Source organism: Arthrobacter sp. 9E16 (genome assembly GCF_002929435.1).
In the GTDB taxonomy this organism is placed as follows: domain Bacteria; phylum Actinomycetota; class Actinomycetes; order Actinomycetales; family Micrococcaceae; genus Arthrobacter_B; species Arthrobacter_B sunyaminii.
The window spans coordinates 462,566-484,201 of record NZ_PJIU01000001.1 but is presented as its reverse complement, the minus strand read 5'-3'; the positions used below and the strand labels follow the sequence as shown (position 1 = coordinate 484,201).

Sequence of the window (21,636 nt, the reverse complement as noted above, 5' to 3'; positions counted from 1 at the left end):
TCAACGGCGGACAGCGGCGCGCTGCCGGGACCGGGAAGCGAGCAGCCACGACTGCACATCCAGCAGCGGCTCCCCTCCTTCATTCTTGTGGTGCCGGGTCCAGATGCCGTCCTTCTCCAGATGCCAGCTTGCGGTGGCCGGATCCATGTAGCGGTCCATCAGCGCGATGAGGTCAGCGATGTCCTCCCGGGAGGCAAGCTGCACCAGGGCCTCCACCCGGCGGTCCAGGTTGCGGTGCATCATGTCTGCTGAACCGATGAACACCACCGGATCTCCGGCATTGGCGAAGGCAAACACGCGCGAGTGCTCCAGGAACCGGCCCAGAATGGACCGGACAGTAATGTTCTCGCTCAGGCCGGGGACGCCCGGGCGCACCGAACAGATGCCGCGCACAATCACATCCACCCGGACACCGGCCTGGGAGGCACGGTACAGCGAATCGATGATGGCTTCATCCACCATCGAGTTGACCTTGATGATCACCCGGGCGGCCAGACCGGCCTTCTTATTGGCAATTTCCCGTTCGATCCGGTCAATCAAACCTGACCGCACCGACCGGGGAGCCACGAGCAGGCGCTTGAACGTGGACTTCGGGGCATACCCGGAGAGCTGGTTGAAGAGCTTCGTCAGATCTTCACCCACCTGTTCGTTAGAGGTCAGCAGCCCCAGGTCTTCGTAATAGCGGGCGGTGCGGGGGTGATAGTTTCCGGTGCCGATGTGGCAGTAGCGCCGCAGCCCGTCCACTTCCTGGCGGACCACCAGTGACAACTTGCAGTGCGTTTTCAGCCCCACGATGCCGTAGACCACGTGCACGCCGGCCTGCTCCAGCTTGCGGGCCCAGGAAATGTTGGCCTGCTCGTCGAACCGTGCCTTGATTTCCACCAGGGCCAACACCTGCTTGCCGGACTCCGCGGCATCAATCAGCGCGTCAACAATGGGGGAGTCCCCGGACGTGCGGTACAGCGTCTGCTTGATGGCCTGGACCCGTGGGTCGGCGGCGGCCTGCTCCAGGAAGGCCTGAACGGAGGTGGAGAAGGAATCATAGGGGTGGTGCAGCAGGATGTCGCGGCGGCGCATTGCAGCAAACACATCCGCCGGCTTGGAGGTTTCGGACTCCTTCAGGTGCAGGGACGTATGCGGCACCTGCTTGGGGTAGTGCAGGTCCGGGCGGTCGATGCGGCTGATGCCGGCCAGTCCGCGCAGATCCAGCGGTGCGGGCAGCGCATACACCTCGTCTTCTTCCACGCCGAGTTCGCGCACCAGCAGTTCGCGGATGCTGGGGTTGATGTCGGTGGTGACTTCCAGGCGGACGGGCGGGCCGAACCGGCGACGCAGGAGCTCCTTTTCCAGCGCCTGCAGCAGGTTCTCGGCGTCGTCCTCCTCCACCTCCAGATCCTCGTTGCGGGTAACCCGGAAGGCATGGTGTTCCATGACGTCCATACCGGGGAACAGCTGGTCCAGATGTTCGGCAATGACGTCTTCCAGCGGAATGAAGCGGGCAACCCGGCCGGCAACATTTCCGGCCCTGGGGCCGTCCACGGAGATCAGCCGGGGCAGCTGGTCCGGAACCTTGACGCGCGCGAAGAACTCCTTGCCGCTCACGGGGTTGCGCACCACCACGGCCAGGTTCAGGGAGAGGCCGGAGATGTAGGGGAAGGGGTGCGCCGGATCCACGGCCAGCGGGGTGAGGATCGGGAAAACCTTGGACGCGAACTGGCGGTGCAGATAGGCCTTGGCGGTGTCATCGAGCTCGTTCCACCCCACGAGATAGATCTGCTCCTCGGCCAGCGCCGGGCGGATTTGACGGGCAAAGACCTCGGCATGGCGCTGCTGGAGCCGGTAGCCGGCCTCCACGATGTGTTCCAGCTGTTCCATCGGGCTCAGGCCGGCAGCGGAGGGAACCGCCAACCCGGTGGCGATGCGGCGCTTGAGGCCGGCAACCCGCACCATGAAGAACTCGTCCAGGTTGGACGCGAAGATGGACAGGAAACTGACCCGCTCCAGCAGGTACAGGTCCGGGTCCTCAGCGAGCTCAAGGACACGGGCGTTGAAATGGAGCCAGCTGATTTCACGGTCCAGGAAACGCTCGGGGCTGATGTCCCCTTCCGGGACGAGTGCCGGACCAAAGTCCGGAATATCAATCCGGTCCTCAGTGGCCCGGGGCGCCGACATGGACTCAGCCGATCCGAAAGTGGAGTGCGGCTCGGCGGCGGTATCGGATCCCATGGTTTCTCCCTGCAGTATGGCGGCGGTCAGGCGGTGCCTCCCGGAGGACCGGGCGGCAGGGCCGTCAATTCAACATTACAAGCTGTTCCGGCTCATCCGGCCGCGTACATCACATCCGCGTCCCAGCGGACGAAACCCAGCCGCTGGTACAGCGCCATGGCCGGAGCGTTGTCCGCATCCACGTAAAGCATGATGGCCGGCAGGCCGCTGTCCTGGAGATGCCGGATGCCGGCAACGGTCAGGGTGCGGCCCAGTCCCATGCCCTGGGCCTCGGGAACCACTCCCACCACGTACACCTCTCCGATGGGCGGATGTCCGCCGGCACCGGGATGGACCTTGGTCCAGTGGAAGCCGAGGATGGCATTGTCCTCGTCCCGCACAGCCAGCAGGAATCCTTCGGGATCGAACCAGTCCTCCGCCATGCGTGCGGCGAGGTCGCTCCGGGTCATGCCGCCCTGCTCGGGGTGGTGGGCAAAGGCGGCCGCGTTGGCTGCCAGCCAGGCGTCGTCGTCGGCCCCCGGATGAAAGGCCCGCAGCGAGACGCCTTCGGGCAGCTCGACGGCGGGCAGCCCGTCCGTGCCGGCGCCACGGCTCAGCCGCAGGCGCAGCAGCTCGCGCACCGGACGGTAGCCAAAACGCCGGGCCAGCTCGACGGCGGCGTCATGGTTGCCGTGCGACCATGCCTGGGGTGCGGGGACGGTGCCGGCGCTAACGTGCTCCTGCACGGAGGACGCCAGGGCGGTGCCCACACCCTTCTCGCGGTAGGCAGGATGGACCACCAGTTCCAGCACACCCGGTTCTTTCGGACCGTCACTGATCAGCACAGCGACGCCGGCCAGCGCCTGGGTAGCCGACGGATCCGAGGACTCATCATTGGCATAGGTGGCGAAAACCAGCAGGGAGTCCGGGTCCGTGTCACCGGAACGCAGATCAACGAGGGTCTGTTCGGAGAGCGGCGGGTTACCGTCCGCGTCGGCGGCGGCAGCGGCCAATTCGCGGATCCGGTCCAGCTCATCGGGCTCCGGGGTTCCCTTGGTGACTGTGACGGGCCAGGGCATTACGCGTTCGTCTCTCATTGAAGAAGCCTAGCGCCCGGAGGGCACCGGACAAGCGGAGGCGTCCAAAGTTCCCGCAGGCAGTGTCGCAGCAGGTCAGGCTTCCTGGCTCGCGGGCTGCGCGGGATCCCCGGCCAGACGGGACCGGGTGAACCGGTAGCCCACGTTGCGGACCGTGCCGATCAGGTTTTCATGGTCCGCACCCAGCTTGGCCCGCAGCCGCCGGACGTGGACGTCCACCGTCCGTGTGCCCCCGTAATAGTCGTAGCCCCACACCTCGTGCAGCAGCTGGTCGCGGGTGAAGACACGGCCGGGGTGCTGCGCCAGGTACTTCAGGAGCTCAAACTCCTTATAGGTGAGGTTCAGCGCAGTGCCGTTCACCCGGGCCGTGTAGCTCGCTTCGTCGATGACGACGCCGGATGCACGGATCTCGGTGCTGGCAGCTTCCGAGGACGAGTTGATCCTCGCGGACATGAGCCGCAGCCGGGCCTCCAGCTCGGCTGGTCCCGCCGAATCGAGGATGACGTCGTCGGCCCGCCAGTTTGCCGCCACGGCAGCCATTCCGCCTTCGGTAAGAATAAGGATCAGCGGCGTGTCCAGTCCCGTTGCCTTCAGCAGCTGGGTGAGTGAACGGGCGCCGACCAGATCCTTGCGGGCGTCAATAAGCACGACGTCGCTGGGCTCTGTGTCGAGCAGTGCCGTGGGTTCGGCGGGAACAACCTGCACTTTGTGGTTGAGCAGACCGAGGGCCGGCAGGACCTCAACAGAGGGTCCCGGACTGTTGGTCAGCAGCAAAATGTGCGACATGGATCCTCCAAGGTTGGGCGCACATCATCGGGCACAAGCTGGGCCGCGTCCGCAGGCGGGGCGAAGGTGTTGAAAGTATACCCACGGGGCCTCGCCGGACCCGTAGCTTTCATCTGCACTACGTAATAAGGCAGGATGGCTTAGGTGAAACTTTGGAGCGTAGCGGTGCTGGCGGCAGCAGCCCTCATTGGCATCGTCGGTGCTTCGTACTGGTCCGTTGGGGCCGTGGCAGTGGTTACCGGCATTCTTTGCATCGTGGTGGGGATCGGCTGGCCGCACCTCCTGGATGTTCCGGCCAAAAAAACCCAGGGCGCCGTACTGGCGCTCGCAGGCGCAGCCGCCTGTGCCGCCGCGCTGGTGGCACCGTCCACGGCATTACTGACCTGGCTGCCCGGGGTGGCGGCAGTAGGCGTAGGCGCCATCTTCCTGATCCAGCTGCTGCGCGGAACCGGACAGGCCCACCGGCTGGAATCAACCATCGGCAACATCGCAGGTGTCCTCCTGACGGTGATGGGTTCAGGCTGGGTGGCCGCGGACCGGCTGGCCGGTGCCGACGGCAGCCCGGCAGGCCTGACCATCAGTGCAGCCGGCATCCTCGCCGCACTCGCTGTGTCCCTGATCCCCCTGCCGGACAGGATTACCGCCCCGCTGGGCGTAGCCGCCGGCGCCTTGGCCGGTGCGCTGGCCGGAGTCCTGCAGCCGGAAGCCGGAGTGCATGCTGCCGCTGCTGCGCTAATGGGTGCCGCGGGTGCCGCCGTCGTCATGGCGGTCCGCCGGCTGATCCTCTCCCGCGATGATATTTCCACCCGCAGGGGGCGGCTGGCCCTGGCCCTGGCACCCATCGTGGCGCTGGGCTCCGTGGTCTATTTCCTGGCCAGCCTGCTCGTCCCCTGACCTCTTCCTATCCCGGCCGGCAGGTCATGGGACGAAACGTCCGCGGCTCCGGGTTAGGATGTAGCTATGGATTCGCTTGTAGCCCTTGAAATCTTCTTTATCGTCCTGCTTGGCATCACCGGCGTCGGCATGGCCGCATTCGCCGGCCTGGTCATCAGCCGCCTGTACAAAGGCCAGAAGTAGCCCGCCCAAGAGCAACCGAAGGAAGAGGTCAGCGCCATGCCCATGGAGATCCCCACCGATCTGACCCCTGAGCTCGTGCCGCTGTCCTGGCTCCTTGGAGTCTGGGAGGGCTCCGGCAGGCTGGGGGAGGGTGAAGCCGATTCCGAGCACTTCAGCCAGCGTGTGACTTTCAGCCAAAATGGCCTGCCGTACCTGAAGTACGACGCCGAAAGCTGGCTCACGGACGAAGACGGCACCGTTCTGCGCCCGCTCGCCGTTGAGACGGGATTCTGGGCGCTGGACCGCCCTCTGAACGACGCCGACGGAGGCCCCGGGCTGACCCCGGCGGACATTGTTCCGGCGCTGCGCAGCGCCGACGAAGTCGAAAAGCTCCGCAATGACAGCGGCGGCTTTGACATCACCGCCACCATCGTCCATCCCGGCGGCATCGCAGAGCTGTACTACGGCCAAATCAAGGGCCCTCAAATTCAGCTGACCACCGATCTGGTCATGCGGGGCGTGAACTCCAAGGAGTACACCGCCGCCACGCGCATCTTCGGTTTGGTCAACGGTGACCTGTACTGGCGCTGGGATGTAGCTGAGGGCGGCAACGCGCTGAAGGCCCACGCCTCCGCCATCCTGAAGAAAACCTCCTAAGCCTTCCGGCGCTGCGGAAACCAAGCACGGAATAGCCGCCCCCGCAAGGACGTTGCACCCGTTATGACTTACCTCAGCCCCCTCCTGTCCCGCCACGGTGCGGTGGAAGCCGGCGGCCTAGACGCCGGTGTTGCAGCCCACTACGGCGATCCCCTGCGCGAGCAGCGGGAACTGGCCCGCGGCAATGCCGTCACGGACCTGTCCCACCGCGGTGTTGTCACCGTCACCGGCCCCGACCGCCTCAGCTGGCTGAACACCCTGTCCTCCCAAAGCGTGAGCGACCTGCAGCCAGGCACAAGCTCGGAGCTGCTGCTGCTCAGCGTCCAGGGACGCATTGAGCACGACGCACGGATCCTGGACGACGGGAACACCGCGTGGCTGATCGTGGAAGCCGCTGAGGCGCCCGTCCTGGCCCAGTTCCTGGAACGGATGAAGTTCATGCTCCGGGTCGAGGTAGCCGATGTCAGCAGGGACTGGGCCGTTGTCGGATCAGTGACGCCAGTGGAGGCCTGGGGCAACTTTTCCGTCTGGACCGATCCCTGGCCGAACATTGGTGCCGGCGGTTTCGCCTACACCGGCGTCCCTGAGGATTCCCATCCGGGACGCGACCGCCCCTGGCATGAGTATCTGATCCCGGCAGCGGAGCTGGAACAGGCCGTTACGGACTCAGGGCGCACCCTTGCCGGCACCATGGCCTCCGAAGCCCTGCGGATTGCGGCCTGGCGTCCGCGGCTGGGCGCCGAGACCGACGACAAAACCATTCCGCATGAGCTGGATCTGATCCGGACAGCGGTTCATCTGGCCAAGGGCTGCTACAAGGGCCAGGAAACCGTGGCCCGTGTGCACAACCTGGGGCATCCGCCCCGCCGGCTCGTGTTCCTGCAGCTGGACGGTTCCCAGCACACGCTTCCCGCGCCGGGCAGTGCAGTGATGCTGGGAGAACGCAGGGTGGGAGCGGTGACGTCGGTTGCCCAGCACTATGAAATGGGCGCCGTTGCGCTGGCCGTGATTAAGCGCTCCGTGGATCCCGCGGCAGAGCTGGTGGTGGACGACGACGGCGAGCCCTACGCTGCCGCGCAGGAAATCATTGTTGCCCCGGATGCCGGCCAGGTTGTCGGCCGTGCCGGCGGATTCCTGCGCCCGCCCCGGGCATAGCGGAGTTCAGCGCCAAAGACGTTAGACCGATGTACGCACTTGAAAGGAATCCCCATGAGCACCCCGGAATCCCGCCCGGAGATTGACGAAGACATCATCGAACTGGCCGGTTTGGTGTTCGATGCTGCGCGCGCCGGTGATACGGAGGGGATCCGGGGTTACCTGGATGCCGGAGTGCCCGTGAACCTGACCAACGGCTCCGGCGACACACTGGTGATGCTGGCCTCCTACCATGGCCACGAGAGCCTGACCGCGCTGCTGGTTGAGCGGGGCGCGGATGTGAACACCCAGAATGACCGGGGCCAGACCCCGCTGGCTGGTGCCGTCTTCAAGGGCTACACCGGTATCTTCCGCATCCTGGTTGAAGGGGGAGCGGACCCTGACGCCGGTTCGCCGAGTGCACGGGACACGGCAGGATTCTTTCAGCGGCAGGAAATGCTGGCCCTGCTGCCATAACTGCAGGTCCACACCCTGCCCCGAAAGGCTAGGCCGTCAGCTGGACTTCGGAGCGGATCCCGACGGCAAGGAAACCTGCTCCGGCCGCCGTCCGGGCCGCCCCGATGTTGTCCAGGGGCGTGCGGTACTGCGGGATCAGGCCAGCCGCCATGGACTCCTCCACTGCAATGGACGTGACATAGCGTCCCAGTCCGTGCCGGCGGCTGGACGGAGCGGTGAGCGTGGAGATGTCAGCCAGGATGCCGTCCCGGATGTTGTAGCCGGCGCCCGCCAGCGGAACCGGAACTTCTGCGCTGTCATCCACGACTATGAACAGCGCTTCCTTGCCCGCCAAGCCTGCTTCAGCGACGTCGTCGGGCGGGCACAGACGCTCCAGCTGGACGGCAATCTCCGGGTCCTCGGAGACAGCCAGTTCCTCCGCCGGTTCCATGGGCTCCGGGAACGCATCGGCAAAACACAGATGTTCGGAGCCAACGGTTCTTCCGCCGTACTCCACGGAAAGGCCGGCGAGAGAGGTTTGGCGGCTGAGTTCCGCTGCGCTCTTGCCGCGGGCACGCCGAGCCGCCCATTCGGGCCCGCAGAAGACCTCCCGGCCAAAAAGGCGCATGAAGGATACGCTGCGGGACTCGTCCTGCACGCTGTAGATCCGCGTTCCGTCCCCGGCGGCAGACAGGGCATCATCGGCCAGGCCTAAGCGGCGGGACCAGGCGAGCTGAATGATCGCAATCGTTCCCGGATCCAAATTCATACGTTTCAACCTACACCCGGTCCCGTCTGTGGCTCAGGGCCGTCAGCCGAAGAGAATGGACGCTTCGTCGTAGCGGTGCTGGGGAACTGTCTTGAGATTGTCCAGCGCCTTTTCGAAGCCCACGTGCACAATGTCCGTGCCGTGCAGGGCCACCATGGTTCCCCACAGCCCGTCGATCACGGAATCAATGGCAGCCATGCCGAGCCGTGTGGCCAGTACCCGGTCATAAGCGGTGGGAACACCTCCGCGCTGGATGTGTCCCAGGACGGTGGCACGGGTTTCGATGCCGGTCCGGGCTTCGATCTCCGGGGCCAGCAGCTCTCCGATGCCGCCGAGCCGGGGCCGGCCGAAGGCGTCCAGCCCGCGTTCTGAGTGCGGGGACTCCATGTCAGTGGTGACGAAACCCTCGGCAACGACGACGAGCGGGGCGCGGCCGCGGTCACGGGCATGGGTGACCCACTCGGCAATCTGATCCAGGCTCTGTGGATTTTCCGGAATCAGGATGGCGTGCGCGCCGGCAGCCATGCCGGAGTGAAGCGCGATCCAGCCGACGTGGCGTCCCATGACTTCAGCGACCATGCAGCGGTGATGGGATTCACCGGTGGTCCGCAGCCGGTCAATCGCTTCGGTGGCGATCTGCACAGCGGTGTCAAAACCGAAGGTGTAGTCGGTGGCGTCCAGATCGTTGTCCACGGTTTTGGGAACGCCTACGATGTTCAGGCCCGCATCTGTGAGGCGCTGCGCGGCCGCCAGGGTGCCCTCACCGCCGATCGCGATGATGGCGTCGACACCGAGCCGGTCCATGGTGGCCTTGATTTTTTCCGGCCCGCCGTTGGGTCCTTCGAAGGGATTGGTGCGGGAGGTCCCCAGGATGGTTCCGCCCTGTTTCGAAATGCCGCGGACGCTGGTTCGGGGGAGGTCGATGACGTCGCCGTCCACCACGCCGCGCCATCCGTCCAGGAACCCGACAAACTCCTGGTTGTGGACCTTGATGCCCTTGAGGACGGCTCCGCGGATCACCGCGTTGAGTCCGGGGCAGTCGCCCCCACTGGTTAGGATGCCGATCTTCATTGTTAAAACCTCTGGTTCAGTTGGGCAGCTGGTGGATCCTCAGCCTTGATTCTAGCCACCGCCGGGCTGCCGGCCATCGCCCGGAGGGTCCAGCCGGCCCCGAGGAGCCAAAACAAGCCTGCAGACTGCTAGCGTTTGCCGATCAGCTGCTCCAGCGCAATGGTGCCGTCATCCTTAGGCAGCAGGAGCCATGCGGCGAGATAGGTCCACACTCCGACAAAAGGCAGCAGGAAGCTGAGCAGGACGGCTATCCGGACCGCTGAGACGTCCCAGCCGTACCGTGCTGCCACCCCGGCGCAGACCCCGCCGGCCCAGCCGCGGGTCCGGCGGACGGGGGAGGAACGGAGAATGTCAAAGAAACGGTTCATGGTATTAGTCTGCCTGTCCGGTGGGCCGACGGGTGTCGTTTCCGCCGCTGGTGAAGTGGTTGCGGCCGCCGAAAGCGGAGATTGCGCCGCCGATCAGCAGGGCGGTGCCGCTGCCCAGCAACAGGCCCAGCAGCACTGCCAGGGGGTCGAAACTGATGTCGGTCAGCAGCCAGGCCAGGAGCAGGACCGCAGCTGCGATGATCAGCAGTCCCCAGACAATGGTGCCGGTCCGGACCGGCCGCTTGGCGGGGGAATCTTCAGGGAAGTGCTCGGAGGAACCCTGGGGGTACGCGGAAGCATTCATCGGTCCAGGTCGCTTTCGTTTACGGTCACCAGGACATTGCTGGCAACTCCCTTGATACGGACTACTAGGGGGTCGCCGTCCGTGTCATTCATTCGTTCATCCGCTGTTTTCCATAACCCCCCGGATTCGGTGAGGGTGACGCCGTCGTCAATCTGGACGTTGCCCGCAAACATGTCCGCGCGGACGAGGACGGGGACATCGTCCGGCACCAGGATGGTGAGGTCGCTGGCAGCCACGTTGACCGGGATCTCAACGGCCGGGTCTGTCTCATCCGCAAGGTAGCGCAGGTCCAGGTTCCCGTCGGCGGCCGCAAGCGTGTAACCCCCGGTGGCCGGAGAGGAAGCAGTGGGTGTCCAGTTCCCCTGATTGGCGACGACGACGGTGTCGAAAGTGCCAAGGTTGCTGCCCGCCACGCCGGCACCGGCCACTGCGGCGATGGCGGTCAGGCCAAGGATTCCGGAGGAACGCCCAAGGGTCCCGAGGATGACGATGCCAAGTCCGTTGACTGCCGCCCCCGCCGCGAGGGCAACGGCCACCGGGGTTTCGATGTCGATAACCGAGGCGTAATCCAGGGTCAGGATGACGCCGATGGTCAGCAGCACCGCTCCAAGGACAACCGCGGTTTCGGCGGCTCCGGGCGTGGTCCGCCGGCGGGGCGGGACCGCAGCGGGCCGGACCGATGATCCCGCCGGCATTTGCATGGTGTCCCGTTGCGCGGTGTAGGGGGCAGTGCCCGGGGTGGAGGCCGCGGCATAGGGAGCCGGGGACGTCGGCGGCATGGACGGCGTCGACGAGGCAGAGGAGGTGCCGCGCGCGGCGCCGCCGCCGGAACGGGTCACCAGCCAGTAAATAATCAGGCCAACACCCGCAATGGAGAAGAGCGTCCAGAAGAGGCCGCCGAACAGCCCATCGCCGGCCCACCAGATGCTGGGCCCCGTGCCGAGGATGGTGGCTGTGAGGGCTCCGGTGGTCCCGGACGTCCAAGAGCCGCGCAGGGCTTCCTCTGCATGGATGCGTCCGTCGGGCTCCGGGAACAGGGCCCAAGCCAGGCCGTAGAGCAGGAGTCCGCCGCCGAACAGGCCGAGGACAATGAACAGCCCCCGGACCAGGACCGGATCCAGTCCGGTGCGGGTTGCGATTCCCTCACAGACACCGCCCACCCAGCGGTCCTCTCCGCGGACGATGCCCAGGGAACGCAACCACGTGAAGAAGCCGTTGGGACGGGGCAGCGGGCGGGTGGGATTCTCAGCGGAGTCAAAGGGCGGCAGGGGTTCCGTGGGGGAGCCGGCCGGGTCCGGGACTGGGGGTTGCGGGGTCATGTTTCCATTCTGGCCGGCTGCAGGCTGCTGAAACATCCGGGACGGCCCTGAGGGAACCCTGAGATGGCCCTGAAAACAGACCGGGGACTGGCCCCCGGGACGTTCCGGGACAGCGAACGTGCTTGGATTAGGACATGTTGCATCCGCTTCTGAGAACAGATGACCGCGTGGTGGCAGGGGTCTGTTCCGGGCTGGCCGGGCACCTGGGCTGGTCAGCCGGATTGGTCCGGGCAGTCATGGTTCTGCTGGCGCTGGCCGGAGGCGCAGGCCTGGTGCTGTACGCCTGGTTGTGGGTGCTGGTCCCCACGGCGGATGAAGCCGCCGACAAGGTGCAGTCCAACCGCGACCCGAGGAGTGTGGCCCGGAACTTTGCTGCCTATCTGAACGAGCAACCGTCCGGGGAGTCCGACGCCCGGGAACCCGCACCGGCAGATTCCCGCTGGATTGCAGCAGCGTCCAACAGGGAGGTCCTCGCCGGGCTGGCACTGCTTGCCGTGGCCGGAGCGGTCATTGCACAGCGGTTCGGCGCCGATGTGAACTGGCAGCTCCTGTTTCCCGCGGGGACCATCATTGTTGGAGCCGTCCTGGCCTGGTCCCAGCTTGATGAAACACGACGGGCGGGTTTGCTCAGCCGTGCGGGTGCAGACCGCCGCACCGGTCTGCTCCGGCTGGGAGGCGGACTCCTGCTGGTGGTTGTGGGGGTGATCCTCATGGTGTCCGGCGCCTTGACCTGGGACGTCCTGCTGGCAGGCCTGCTTGCCTCGGCAGCTGTTTTGGCCGGAGTGGCACTGGTGTTTGCGCCATGGGCCGTAAAGTACTGGCGGGATTTGGAAACGGAGCGGACAGGCCGGATCCGGGAGCGGGAACGGGCGGAAATTGCCGCGCACCTGCATGACTCGGTTCTGCAGACCCTGGCCCTGATCCAAAACCGGTCCGGCTCGGAGCAGGACGTTCTGCGTCTGGCACGGGCGCAGGAGCGCGAGCTGCGGCGGTGGCTCTACGCTGATGATCCGCGGACGGCCGGACAGCTGTCGGACCGCCTCAAAGCGGTGGCTGCTTCGGTTGAGGACGAGTACGGGTACCCCGTGGAGGTGGTGGCGGTGGGTGATGCGACCCTGGACCAGCCTGCGGACGCTCTGGTCCAGGCCGCACGGGCGGCGCTGATCAACGCGGCCCAGCATGCACCCGGACCGGTCTCGGTCTACGTGGAATGCACCGCTGATCGTGCTGAGGTCTTCATCCGCGACCGCGGACCCGGCTTCAATCCCGAGGAAGTGCCCGAAGACCGGCTCGGTGTCCGCGAGTCAATTGTCGGCCGCATGAGGCGCCACGGCGGCACCGCCGTCATCCGCAGCGGGCCGGACGGAACCGAAGTGCGGCTGGCCCTGCCGCTGACCCGCCCGGCAACGGAAACAAACCCGGCAACGGGAGCTGCCCCATCAACGGAAACCACAGAGAACAACCAGCAGTCATCGGAGCGCAAATGATTCCCGGCACCATCGACGTCGTAGTGGTTGATGACCACGCAATCTTCCGTTCGGGCCTGAAAGCGGACCTGGACTCCCGGCTCCGCGTTGTGGCCGAGGCGGATACCGTGGAATCGGCCGTCGCCGTCATCCGCGCCCACCGCCCCGCCGTCGTCCTCCTTGATGTACATCTGCCCGGCGGAGTGGGAGGCGGCGGGGCCGAAGTCATAGCCGGTTGCCGCGATTTGCTGGGCAGCACCCGGTTCCTCGCGCTCAGCGTTTCGGACGCGGCCGAGGATGTGGTGACCGTGATCCGCGCCGGCGCCCGCGGCTACGTCACCAAAACGATCTCCGGTGCCGAGATCTCCGATGCCGTGGTGCGGGTGGCAGGCGGCGACGCGGTGTTCTCGCCCCGGCTCGCGGGTTTTGTCCTGGATGCGTTCGGAACGGCTGCGGTCGCCGCGGTCGACGACGAGCTGGACCGCCTCTCCGCCCGCGAGCTGGAGGTCATGCGCCTGATCGCCCGCGGCTACAGCTACAAGGAAGTGGCCAAGGAGCTTTTCATCTCCGCCAGGACGGTCGAAACCCATGTTTCGGCCGTCCTGCGAAAACTCCAGCTTTCCAACCGGCACGAACTCACCCGCTGGGCTGCGGCACGCCGGCTTCTTTAGTTCCCCGCAGTCCGGGGCCGGGTCAGCTGGCCTTGCCGAGGAATTCCGTCAGGCGGGACATGCCTTCGGCGAGGTCCTCGTCGCCCAGTGCATAGGACAGGCGGAGGTAGCCGGAGGGGCCAAATGCCTCGCCGGGAACCACTGCCACCTCCACCGTTTCCAGGATCAGCGCCGCCAGCTCGGCCGAGGTCTGCGGCCGGACCGGACCGTCAGAGCCGGGGAACTCCTTGCCCAGCAGCTGCCGAACGTCGGCATAAGCGTAGAAAGCGCCTTCCGGCATGGGGCAGTCGACGCCGTCAACCGAGTTCAGTGCCGTCACCATGGCTTTGCGGCGGCGGTCGAAGGCTGTTTTCATCTCTTCCACGGCGGTCAGCGGACCGGAGACAGCAGCAAGTGCGGCCATCTGGGAAACGTTGGCCACATTGGAGGACAGATGGGACTGGAGGTTGGTGGCAGCCTTGATCACGTCCGCGGCGGCAATCATCCAGCCCACGCGCCAGCCGGTCATAGCGTAGGTCTTGGCTACACCATTGAGCACTACCACCCTGTCGCCGAGCTCAGGCGCCGCGGTCGCAATGGAAGTGAACTCCACGCCGTCGTACGTCAGGTGTTCATAGATCTCATCGGTGACTACCCAGAGGCCGCGGGCTGCAGCCCACCGGCCGATTTCGGCAACCTGCTCGGCGGGATAAACGGCGCCGGTGGGGTTGGACGGCGAGCAAAACAGCAGGAGCTTGGTCTTGTCGGTGCAGGCTGCCTCGAGCTGCTCCACGGTGACCATGTATCCCTGCTCGGGGCCGGCAAACACTTCCACGGGAACGCCGCCGGCCAGCCGGATGGCTTCCGGATACGTCGTCCAGTAGGGAGCGGGGAGCAGAACCTCGTCGCCGGGGTTCAGCAGGGTGGCGAAGGCCTCGTAAACCGCCTGCTTGCCGCCGTTGGTCACCAGGATTTGGCTCGGGTCCACGGCATAACCGGAATCGCGCAGCGTTTTCTCCGCGATGGCCTTTTTCAGTTCAGGCAGCCCGCCGGCGGGGGAGTAGCGGTGGAAGCGCGGGTTGCGGGCGGCCTCGACCGCCGCGTCGACAATGTACTCCGGGGTCGGGAAATCCGGCTCGCCTGCACCGAAGCCAATCACCGGCCGCCCTGCTGCCTTGAGTGCCTTCGCCTTGGCGTCTACGGCAAGTGTCGCGGACTCCGCGATCGAAGCGATGCGCTCTGAAATTCGGCCGGTGGAAGGCATGGCGTTCCCGTCTGTGGTTGCGTTGATTTCCCGAAGGGGACTTATGGCATACGCGGCTGCCGGATATCCGGCTGCCGGTTCCAGTTTAGGTGCAGGGGCCGGTGCACGCCTTTTCTTACGGTGCTGCCGCGGAAAAACCAGGCGGCCAACAGCGTGCTGAGCATCGGAAAATGCACGGCAATCCGCCGTCGTAAAACGCCGGTTCGACGGAACAGCAAACATTGAGTAGACTTGATCTTCGTGTTGAAGTCCCAACACTGGTCTGTGCCTGTCGCCGGTTCGCTGACGACGGTTATTACCGGTAGAGTGGTTTCCTCCATAGGGTAGTGGCGCAATTGGTAGCGCAGCGGTCTCCAAAACCGCAGGTTGCAGGTTCGAGTCCTGTCTGCCCTGCGCACGGCTGTCATCACGGCAGCTCAGCAGTCCTTCATGAAGCAGCAGTCCCAGCACTTGCTGCGGCTGTGAACCGAACAGATGAGTGAGGCGATGGTGACCGAGACAGCTGCCGGCAGCTCCAAGGGACACCCCTCCAGCGGGCCCAAGAAGCGCGGCTTCTTCGCGGCCATTGCGCTCTTCCTGCGTCAGGTCATTGCAGAACTGAAAAAGGTGGTCACCCCCACCCGCAAGGAACTGCTGAGATACACCCTCGTGGTCCTGGCCTTCGTGGTCGTGATGATAGTTATCGTGACAGTTCTGGATTTTGTCTTTGGTGCGGGAGCACTGTGGATCTTCGGTGAGGGCAGCGGCGAGAGCTAGCGCCTTCCTTGAGCCCCGCCCCAAGGGCAGGAACCTCAGGCCTTTGAGCTGGAGCTAGTGACAAACCCTATAGAGCTCTGAAGAAGAAAGCAGGAATCTACGTGTCCGAGCAAGAACTCGAATCACAGATCAATGACAATGCCGCTGATCTGGATGCCGAGGATGAAACGACCGCAGCAGACGTCGCCGAGGCGCCCGCTGAGGCCGACGTTCCGGCAGAGGATGCCGACGCCGCCGATGAGGCCGTGAACTCTGATTCCGCAGACTCCGAAGACTCTGAAGAAGAGCCCGAGGAAGATCCCGCAGAAGCCTTCAAGGCCAAGCTGCGGCGCCAGGAGGGTGACTGGTACGTCATCCACTCCTACGCAGGTTACGAAAACCGCGTCAAGGCCAATCTTGAGACCCGCATCCAGACCATGGAAATGGAAGATAACATCTTCGAAATCCAGGTCCCGATGGAGGAAGTCGTCGAGATCAAGAACACGACCCGCAAGATCGTCAACCGGGTCCGAATCCCCGGTTACGTGCTGGTCCGTATGGAACTGACCGACGCCTCCTGGGGTGTTGTGCGACACACCCCCGGTGTTACAGGCTTCGTGGGCAACGCCCACAACCCGGTGCCGCTGAGCCTCAAAGAGGTTTACTCCATGCTGGAGCACACCGTGGTTTCCCCGAAGATCGAAGCCGGCAAGCCCGCGCAGGAATCTTCGAACTACGCAGTGGACTTCGAGGTCGGCGAGCCCGTTACGGTCAACGAAGGACCGTTCGAGACGCTTCAGGCCACGATCTCCGAGATCAAGCCCGAGTCCCAGCAGCTGGTGGTCCTCGTGACCATCTTCGAGCGCGAGACTCCGGTTACGCTTGGCTTCGGCCAGGTCACCAAGCTGCAGTAACACAAAGACTTCGTTGTCTGCAGGTCCGCTTTACCCTGCCGGCAGCGTCCGGCCGCCACGCCATGGCGGCCACCAACCCGGACGGACGCTCCTGTTCCCCGGGAACATAATTTAGAGAAGGACCCTTTCATGGCCCCCAAGAAAAAGGTCACCGGCCTCATCAAGCTGCAGATCAACGCAGGTGCCGCCAACCCGGCTCCTCCGATTGGTCCGGCACTTGGCCAGCACGGTGTCAACATCATGGAATTCTGCAAGGCGTACAACGCTGCAACGGAATCCCAGCGCGGCAACGTTATCCCGGTTGAAATCACCGTTTACGAAGACCGTTCGTTCACCTTCATCACGAAGACTCCTCCGGCTGCTCAGCTGATCAAGAAGGCTGCCGGTGTTGCCAAGGGTTCCGCAACCCCGCACACCGCCAAGGTTGCCAACCTGACCCAGGCTCAGGTCGAAGAGATCGCCACCATGAAGATGGAAGACCTCAACGCCAACGACGTCAAGGCTGCTGCCAAGATCATCGCCGGCACCGCCCGCTCCATGGGTATCACCGTAGAAGGCTAATAACGCCTTTTCCGTGACGCGGGTTCGCCCGCCGAACAAACATTTACACTCAAAAAGCTGCTCGTGCCATAGGGTACGACGGCGTGTGGCAGGGCCGAGCGCGGTCCGACAGACCACAACTGCACAAGGAGAAAAAGCAGATGGCAAAGCGCAGCAAAGCATATGAAGCAGCTGTAGCCAAGATCGATGCGGACAAGCTGTACGCACCGGTTGAGGCTGTAGAGCTGGCGAAGGAAACCAACCCGTCCAAGTTTGATGCCACCGTAGAGGTCGCATTCCGCCTGGGCGTCGATCCCCGCAAGGCCGACCAGATGGTCCGCGGCACGGTTAACCTGCCCCACGGTACGGGTAAGACCGCCCGCGTCCTGGTTTTCGCAACGGGCGAGAAGGCAGAGCAGGCTATTGCAGCCGGCGCTGACTTCGTTGGTTCCGATGACATGATCGAAAAGGTTGCAGCAGGCTGGGTCGACTTCGACGCCGCCGTTGCCACCCCCGACATGATGGGCAAGGTCGGCCGCCTGGGCCGCGTCCTCGGCCCGCGTAACCTGATGCCGAACCCGAAGACCGGCACGGTTACCCCGAACGTCGCCAAGGCTGTCACCGACATCAAGGGCGGCAAGATCGACTTCCGCGTCGACAAGCACTCCAACCTGCACTTCATCATCGGCAAGGTGTCCTTCGACCAGCAGAAGCTGGCCGAGAACTACGCCGCAGCCCTGGAGGAAGTCCTGCGCCTGAAGCCGTCCGCTTCCAAGGGCCGCTACATCCAGAAGGCAACCGTTTCCACCACGTTCGGCCCGGGCATCTCCGTTGACCCCAACGTCACGAAGGTTCTCGCCGACGCATAATTCGGCTTAGGGGCGCCAGCGTTCCGATTCCGTCTCAAAGGCGGCCGCAGCATCTCGCTGCGGCCGCTTTTTTGTGCCCTGCAGCAGGTTGCGGCAGGATGTGATCCATGACACCTGACTCTGCGGTTATCGCTCCGCTGCCCATCCCCGGGAGCCTGGATTCTTCGGATCCTGCTTCGGCGGATTTCATCGCCGCCGTTGAGCTTCTGAATGACGCCCTGCGCGAGACGTGGGGCAATGACGACTTCCGGGACGCGCCCCAGACGCAGCTGGCGGGCTTTCGTCCTTCATCAATGCGGCGGCGGATTCTGCTGGGTGCGCGGATCGGCGACGAGCTGGTGGGAGTGGCCGCGTTGAAGCTGCCGATGCTGGACAACATCCACTCGGCATGGGTGAATGTGGCCGTGGCTCCCGGTATGCGGCGGACCGGGCTGGGAAAGCGCCTGTATGCGGCGGTTGAGCAGGCTGCAGCGGCCGACGGGCGCCGAACCCTTTTGGGGGAAACTGATCATCCTGTGCGGCCGGGCTCTGATTCCGGCCCGGTGCTGGCACCGAAGAGCGGGATCGGAGCCATTCCTGCGGACAGTGCCGCACGCTTTGCCGCGGACCGGCACTTTGAGCTGGAACAGGTGGAACGGGTCAGCCTCCTGGATTTGACGGGCAGCATTGACTGGCAGGGGAAGCTGGACGCTGCCGCGGCGGCTGCCGGACCGGACTATGCCCTGGAGTTCTGGCAGGGTGCCTGCCCGGAGCACCTTGTGGATGCGTACGCGCTGCTGCGGCAAAGGATGAGCACGGATGCCCCCATGGCCGGCCTTGACGTCGAGGAGGAGCGGTGGGACGCCGGACGCGTCCGTGAAGGCGAGGCGAAGGTGCGTGACATGGATGCCGAGGAGCTGGTGAGCGCCGTCCGCCATGTTTCCAGCGGACAGCTGGCCGGGCACACGGTGCTGATGGTCTTTAACAGCAACCCGGCGGTGGCGTTCCAGGACGACACCCTGGTCCTGAAGCAGCACCGGGGGCACGGACTTGGCATGGTGCTCAAGGCCGCAAACCTGATGCGGCTGCGGCAGGAGCTTCCGGACGCGGCCCGGGTCTGGACCTGGAACGCCGCCGAGAACGTGCACATGCTGGCCATCAACGAGGAGCTGGGGTTTGAGCCCGTCGGATATTCGGGGGAGTGGCAGAAGGTTCTCTGAAGGCCGATTTGGCCTGCCCGGGATTCTCCCGTACGCTGGAGATACCAAAGACCGTCGGTCGATGTGCTTTCAATCCCACTCTCATCCTGGATCTCCGGGACCGCGGGTGGACTCCGGTTGATCGGACATCCGAAAGTCCCTTCACAGGGCGGCCTGCGCAGGTGAACGAACTCAGCCAAACGGTGCGCGTCAATGCGTACCTGCTGCTAAGCCCCGTGCATCTGCCCGGGGCGTTTTTTATGTTCGGGACCCGATCCACCGGCACTATTCCCCGGAAGGAGGGTTATGGCAACGCCAACAAAGGTATCGGCAGTTGAAGAAATCACCACAGATTTCAAGGAATCAACCGCTGCTGTCCTAACCGAATACCGCGGGCTCACCGTTGCACAGCTCAAGGAGCTGCGTCGTTCGCTCGGCCAGGACACCAAGTACTCGGTCGTCAAGAACACCCTGACTGGCATTGCAGCCAAGGAAGCCGGCATCGACGCGTTCGACGGCCAGCTCTCCGGCCCCACTGCAATTGCCTTCATCAAGGGTGACGCAGTTGCAGCTGCAAAGAGCCTGACGGATTTTGCCAAGACCAACCCGCAGCTGATCATCAAGACCGGTGTCTTCGAGGGCAATGCCCTGGATGCTACCGGTGTTGCCGCCTTGGCTGCCCTTGAATCCCGTGAGCTCCAGCTTGCACGCGTCGCCGGTGTCCTCAAGGCACCGATGTCCATGCTGGCACGCTCGGTCGATGCCCTGCGCGTCAAGCTTGAAGAGGGAAGCGATTCTGCTCCCGCCGCGGAAGAGGCTCCGGCCGCCGCAGAAGAAGCTCCGGCCGCTGAAGCAGCCACCGAAGAGTAATCGCTCTTCCAATCCACACTCCGGTGCCGTCGCACCACTAAGGTGCCCGCGCACCACTTATAGGAAGGACGCCACACCATGGCGAAGCTGACCAACGAAGAGCTCATTGAAGCCTTCAAGGAACTGTCCATCATCGAGCTCTCCGACTTCGTGAAGCTCTTCGAAGAGACCTTCGACGTTACCGCTGCTGCTGTTGCAGTTGCCGGTCCCGCCGCCGGTGCTGCCGAGGCCGAAGACGAGAAGACTGAATTCGACGTCATCCTCGAAGCTGCAGGCGACAAGAAGATCGCAGTCATCAAGGAAGTTCGTGCCCTGACTTCCCTGGGCCTGAAGGAAGCCAAGGACGTTGTCGACAGCGCCCCGAAGGCTGTCCTGGAAGGCGCTACGAAGGAAGCCGCAGAGAAGGCAAAGGAAGCCCTCGAGGCTGCCGGCGCCACGGTTACCGTCAAGTAGTAGTTTTTCCCTTCGCGGCTTGACGCCGCGCAGACAGAAAGACCCCGTCCCTTGGGACGGGGTCTTTCTGTCTAGATGGCCGCCGCAGCCTGGTGCTGTCCGGTGCGCGGACGGAGCCTCTGGCCGGCGGGAGAACGGGCTAGTCAGGCCTCGTCGCGGAACAGCAGCAGTGCTTCACCCTGGCCGCCGCCGCCGCACAGGGCAACCGCAGCTTTGCCGGTGCCGCGCCGCTGCAGCTCGAAGGCTGCGGTCAGAGCCAGCCGGGCACCCGAGGCTCCGATCGGGTGACCCAGGGCGATGGCACCGCCGTACAGATTGCACTGGTCCAAATCCATTCCCAGTTCATTCAGGGACTGGACGGCCACAGCACCGAAGGCTTCATTGATCTCGATGAAATCCAGGTCCGCGGGGGTCCAGCCTGCCCGGTTCAGGGCGGCAAAGATGGCGTTGGAGGGCTGTGAATGCAGGCTGTTGTCGGGACCGGCCACCTGCCCCGGGGCACCCACCACCGCCAGGACATCGAGACCGTTCTCTTCCGCGTAGGCGCGTGTGGTGAGAATCAGCGCGGCGGCGCCGTCGGAAAGCGGCGATGAGTTGCCTGCCGTGATGGTGCCTTCGGGATCAAAGGCAGGACGGAGGCCGGCCAGTGTTTCGGTGGTCGTAGCGGGACGCACGCCTTCGTCGGAGGTAAGGATGAGCGGCTCGCCCCGGCGCTGCGGAACAGTGACGGGCACAATCTCGGTTTCGAACACCCCGGATGCCATGGCGGCGGCGGCCCGACGGTGTGAAGCGGCGGCCACTTCGTCCTGCTCCAGCCGTTTGATGGCCAGCTTGGTGTTGCCGCGCTCGGTGGAGATGCCCATGGAGTCATGGTCGAAAGCGTCCGTCAGCCCGTCATGGCCCACGGAATCCAGGGCACTGATGTTGCCGTAGTTCCAACCCTGGCGGGACCCGGGCAGCAGGTGCGGCCCGTTTGTCATGGATTCCTGGCCCCCGGCCACCACCACCGTGGCTTCACCGCCGCGGATCAGGCGGGCGGCGTCAACCACGGAGGCCAGTCCGGACAGGCAAACCTTGTTGATCGTGACAGTGGGGACATCCCAGCCAATGCCGGCCTTGATGGAGGACTGGCGGGCCGGGTTCTGTCCGCAGCCGGCCTGGACCACATGACCCATGATGACGGCGTGCACATCGGCGGCCGGCACACGGGCCTGCTCCAAAGCACCCGCAATGGCGAAGGCGCCGAGCTCCACGGCGCTAAAAGAGGCAAGCTGGCCGTTCAGTCGTCCCTGCGGGGTGCGTGCACCACCGACGATGACCACTTCGGTCATGGCTGCTGCATCTTGGTCTGGACGGTTGCTCATGGCGGAATAGTCTCTTTCGTCGTCGAATCTGCTGTGAGCCCGGTGATGCGGACCACGCTGGAATAAGGGTACGCCAAGACACGGGTGCGGGGAGAGAAGAGTCACACCGCA

Annotated in this window: 23 protein-coding genes and 1 tRNA gene; 14 read left to right on the top strand and 10 right to left on the bottom strand. The window is 64.7% G+C overall.

Features of this window, described 5'->3' with window-relative positions:
- From CXR00_RS02245 to CXR00_RS02235, 3 genes are all read right to left on the bottom strand, one after another.
- Positions 1–2,226, bottom strand: coding sequence for an RNA degradosome polyphosphate kinase (locus CXR00_RS02245; protein WP_104052786.1), 2,226 nt, complete (start codon positions 2,224–2,226; stop codon positions 1–3).
- A gap of 92 nt (positions 2,227–2,318) precedes the next feature.
- Entirely contained in the window at positions 2,319–3,284 is a 966-nt protein-coding gene (mshD, locus tag CXR00_RS02240; protein ID WP_258060293.1) for a mycothiol synthase, read from the bottom strand.
- Positions 3,285–3,377: 93 nt separating this feature from the next.
- Positions 3,378–4,088, bottom strand: coding sequence for a response regulator transcription factor (locus CXR00_RS02235; RefSeq protein ID WP_104052782.1), 711 nt, complete (start codon positions 4,086–4,088; stop codon positions 3,378–3,380).
- A gap of 144 nt (positions 4,089–4,232) precedes the next feature.
- Here CXR00_RS02235 and CXR00_RS02230 point away from each other — a divergent pair, with 144 nt between their 5' ends.
- From CXR00_RS02230 to CXR00_RS02215, 4 genes are all read left to right on the top strand, one after another.
- The gene (locus CXR00_RS02230) at positions 4,233–4,982 is read left to right on the top strand and encodes a hypothetical protein (RefSeq protein WP_146067196.1); all 750 of its coding nucleotides are present in this window, start codon (positions 4,233–4,235) and stop codon (positions 4,980–4,982) included.
- Positions 4,983–5,201: 219 nt separating this feature from the next.
- On the top strand, positions 5,202–5,801 hold the full coding sequence (locus tag CXR00_RS02225) for an FABP family protein (protein ID WP_104052778.1): 600 nt from the start codon (positions 5,202–5,204) through the stop codon (positions 5,799–5,801).
- Between the two features lie 63 nt (positions 5,802–5,864).
- Positions 5,865–6,956: a folate-binding protein YgfZ gene (locus tag CXR00_RS02220; protein ID WP_104052775.1), complete on the top strand. Its 1,092-nt coding sequence runs from the start codon at positions 5,865–5,867 to the stop codon at positions 6,954–6,956.
- Positions 6,957–7,010: 54 nt separating this feature from the next.
- Positions 7,011–7,412: an ankyrin repeat domain-containing protein gene (locus CXR00_RS02215; protein ID WP_104052773.1), complete on the top strand. Its 402-nt coding sequence runs from the start codon at positions 7,011–7,013 to the stop codon at positions 7,410–7,412.
- A 28-nt stretch (positions 7,413–7,440) separates the two neighbouring features.
- Here CXR00_RS02215 and CXR00_RS02210 read toward each other — a convergent pair whose 3' ends face one another.
- From CXR00_RS02210 to CXR00_RS02190, 5 genes are all read right to left on the bottom strand, one after another.
- A complete protein-coding gene (locus CXR00_RS02210; RefSeq protein WP_104052771.1) occupies positions 7,441–8,160 on the bottom strand; it encodes an N-acetyltransferase in 720 nt (239 codons plus the stop codon).
- A 42-nt stretch (positions 8,161–8,202) separates the two neighbouring features.
- On the bottom strand, positions 8,203–9,231 hold the full coding sequence (locus tag CXR00_RS02205) for a 6-phosphofructokinase (protein WP_104052769.1): 1,029 nt from the start codon (positions 9,229–9,231) through the stop codon (positions 8,203–8,205).
- Positions 9,232–9,359: 128 nt separating this feature from the next.
- Positions 9,360–9,599 (bottom strand): PspC domain-containing protein, encoded by a 240-nt coding sequence (locus CXR00_RS02200; protein ID WP_104052767.1) that lies wholly within the window; start codon positions 9,597–9,599, stop codon positions 9,360–9,362.
- 4 nt (positions 9,600–9,603) lie between these two features.
- Complete coding sequence (locus tag CXR00_RS02195; protein ID WP_258060247.1) at positions 9,604–9,903, bottom strand: hypothetical protein; 300 nt, start codon at positions 9,901–9,903, stop codon at positions 9,604–9,606.
- Positions 9,900–11,222, bottom strand: coding sequence for a PspC domain-containing protein (locus tag CXR00_RS02190; protein ID WP_181032453.1), 1,323 nt, complete (start codon positions 11,220–11,222; stop codon positions 9,900–9,902). Before CXR00_RS02190 ends, CXR00_RS02195 begins: the two co-directional genes overlap by 4 nt.
- Positions 11,223–11,356: 134 nt before the next feature.
- Between CXR00_RS02190 and CXR00_RS02185 the strand changes: the two genes are divergently transcribed.
- Entirely contained in the window at positions 11,357–12,709 is a 1,353-nt protein-coding gene (locus CXR00_RS02185; RefSeq protein ID WP_104052763.1) for an ATP-binding protein, read from the top strand.
- Positions 12,706–13,359: a response regulator transcription factor gene (locus CXR00_RS02180; RefSeq protein WP_104052762.1), complete on the top strand. Its 654-nt coding sequence runs from the start codon at positions 12,706–12,708 to the stop codon at positions 13,357–13,359. Before CXR00_RS02185 ends, CXR00_RS02180 begins: the two co-directional genes overlap by 4 nt.
- A gap of 22 nt (positions 13,360–13,381) precedes the next feature.
- Here CXR00_RS02180 and CXR00_RS02175 read toward each other — a convergent pair whose 3' ends face one another.
- Complete coding sequence (locus CXR00_RS02175; RefSeq protein WP_104052761.1) at positions 13,382–14,602, bottom strand: pyridoxal phosphate-dependent aminotransferase; 1,221 nt, start codon at positions 14,600–14,602, stop codon at positions 13,382–13,384.
- Between the two features lie 320 nt (positions 14,603–14,922).
- On the opposite strand from CXR00_RS02175, the gene CXR00_RS02170 reads away from it, so the two are divergent.
- The 8 genes from CXR00_RS02170 (at position 14,923) to rplL (ending at position 20,161) form a co-directional block, all read left to right on the top strand.
- A tRNA-Trp gene (locus tag CXR00_RS02170) sits at positions 14,923–14,995 on the top strand.
- An 81-nt stretch (positions 14,996–15,076) separates the two neighbouring features.
- Positions 15,077–15,358, top strand: coding sequence for a preprotein translocase subunit SecE (secE, locus tag CXR00_RS02165; RefSeq protein ID WP_104052760.1), 282 nt, complete (start codon positions 15,077–15,079; stop codon positions 15,356–15,358).
- Positions 15,359–15,459: 101 nt separating this feature from the next.
- Positions 15,460–16,251 (top strand): transcription termination/antitermination protein NusG, encoded by a 792-nt coding sequence (gene nusG / locus CXR00_RS02160; RefSeq protein ID WP_104052759.1) that lies wholly within the window; start codon positions 15,460–15,462, stop codon positions 16,249–16,251.
- Between the two features lie 129 nt (positions 16,252–16,380).
- Complete coding sequence (gene rplK / locus CXR00_RS02155; protein WP_104052758.1) at positions 16,381–16,812, top strand: 50S ribosomal protein L11; 432 nt, start codon at positions 16,381–16,383, stop codon at positions 16,810–16,812.
- Positions 16,813–16,952: 140 nt separating this feature from the next.
- Positions 16,953–17,660 carry a 50S ribosomal protein L1 gene (rplA, locus tag CXR00_RS02150; protein WP_104052757.1) on the top strand — a complete coding sequence of 236 codons (708 nt, stop codon included), beginning with the start codon at positions 16,953–16,955 and terminating at the stop codon, positions 17,658–17,660.
- A gap of 107 nt (positions 17,661–17,767) precedes the next feature.
- Entirely contained in the window at positions 17,768–18,859 is a 1,092-nt protein-coding gene (locus tag CXR00_RS02145; RefSeq protein WP_104052756.1) for a GNAT family N-acetyltransferase, read from the top strand.
- Between the two features lie 285 nt (positions 18,860–19,144).
- Complete coding sequence (gene rplJ, locus CXR00_RS02140; protein WP_104052755.1) at positions 19,145–19,708, top strand: 50S ribosomal protein L10; 564 nt, start codon at positions 19,145–19,147, stop codon at positions 19,706–19,708.
- A 78-nt stretch (positions 19,709–19,786) separates the two neighbouring features.
- Positions 19,787–20,161, top strand: coding sequence for a 50S ribosomal protein L7/L12 (rplL, locus tag CXR00_RS02135; RefSeq protein WP_104052754.1), 375 nt, complete (start codon positions 19,787–19,789; stop codon positions 20,159–20,161).
- Positions 20,162–20,304: 143 nt separating this feature from the next.
- Here the strand turns inward: rplL and CXR00_RS02130 are convergent, their stop codons facing one another.
- Positions 20,305–21,525, bottom strand: a complete 1,221-nt coding sequence (locus tag CXR00_RS02130) for an acetyl-CoA C-acetyltransferase (RefSeq protein WP_104052753.1) — start codon at positions 21,523–21,525, stop codon at positions 20,305–20,307.
- Positions 21,526–21,636: the final 111 nt, after the last annotated feature.

Bases quoted from the DNA above. Each gene is read 5' to 3' on its own strand.
- CXR00_RS02245 (WP_104052786.1), bottom strand. From the start codon at position 2,226: ATGGGATCCGATACCGCCGCCGAGCCGCACTCCACTTTCGGATCGGCT.
- mshD (WP_258060293.1), bottom strand. From the start codon at position 3,284: ATGCCCTGGCCCGTCACAGTCACCAAGGGAACCCCGGAGCCCGATGAG.
- CXR00_RS02235 (WP_104052782.1), bottom strand. From the start codon at position 4,088: ATGTCGCACATTTTGCTGCTGACCAACAGTCCGGGACCCTCTGTTGAG.
- CXR00_RS02225 (WP_104052778.1), top strand. From the start codon at position 5,202: ATGCCCATGGAGATCCCCACCGATCTGACCCCTGAGCTCGTGCCGCTG.
- CXR00_RS02220 (WP_104052775.1), top strand. From the start codon at position 5,865: ATGACTTACCTCAGCCCCCTCCTGTCCCGCCACGGTGCGGTGGAAGCC.
- CXR00_RS02215 (WP_104052773.1), top strand. From the start codon at position 7,011: ATGAGCACCCCGGAATCCCGCCCGGAGATTGACGAAGACATCATCGAA.
- CXR00_RS02210 (WP_104052771.1), bottom strand. From the start codon at position 8,160: ATGAATTTGGATCCGGGAACGATTGCGATCATTCAGCTCGCCTGGTCC.
- CXR00_RS02205 (WP_104052769.1), bottom strand. From the start codon at position 9,231: ATGAAGATCGGCATCCTAACCAGTGGGGGCGACTGCCCCGGACTCAAC.
- CXR00_RS02200 (WP_104052767.1), bottom strand. From the start codon at position 9,599: ATGAACCGTTTCTTTGACATTCTCCGTTCCTCCCCCGTCCGCCGGACC.
- CXR00_RS02195 (WP_258060247.1), bottom strand. From the start codon at position 9,903: ATGAATGCTTCCGCGTACCCCCAGGGTTCCTCCGAGCACTTCCCTGAA.
- CXR00_RS02190 (WP_181032453.1), bottom strand. From the start codon at position 11,222: ATGACCCCGCAACCCCCAGTCCCGGACCCGGCCGGCTCCCCCACGGAA.
- CXR00_RS02185 (WP_104052763.1), top strand. From the start codon at position 11,357: ATGTTGCATCCGCTTCTGAGAACAGATGACCGCGTGGTGGCAGGGGTC.
- CXR00_RS02180 (WP_104052762.1), top strand. From the start codon at position 12,706: ATGATTCCCGGCACCATCGACGTCGTAGTGGTTGATGACCACGCAATC.
- CXR00_RS02175 (WP_104052761.1), bottom strand. From the start codon at position 14,602: ATGCCTTCCACCGGCCGAATTTCAGAGCGCATCGCTTCGATCGCGGAG.
- secE (WP_104052760.1), top strand. From the start codon at position 15,077: ATGAGTGAGGCGATGGTGACCGAGACAGCTGCCGGCAGCTCCAAGGGA.
- rplK (WP_104052758.1), top strand. From the start codon at position 16,381: ATGGCCCCCAAGAAAAAGGTCACCGGCCTCATCAAGCTGCAGATCAAC.
- rplA (WP_104052757.1), top strand. From the start codon at position 16,953: ATGGCAAAGCGCAGCAAAGCATATGAAGCAGCTGTAGCCAAGATCGAT.
- CXR00_RS02145 (WP_104052756.1), top strand. From the start codon at position 17,768: ATGACACCTGACTCTGCGGTTATCGCTCCGCTGCCCATCCCCGGGAGC.
- rplJ (WP_104052755.1), top strand. From the start codon at position 19,145: ATGGCAACGCCAACAAAGGTATCGGCAGTTGAAGAAATCACCACAGAT.
- rplL (WP_104052754.1), top strand. From the start codon at position 19,787: ATGGCGAAGCTGACCAACGAAGAGCTCATTGAAGCCTTCAAGGAACTG.
- CXR00_RS02130 (WP_104052753.1), bottom strand. From the start codon at position 21,525: ATGAGCAACCGTCCAGACCAAGATGCAGCAGCCATGACCGAAGTGGTC.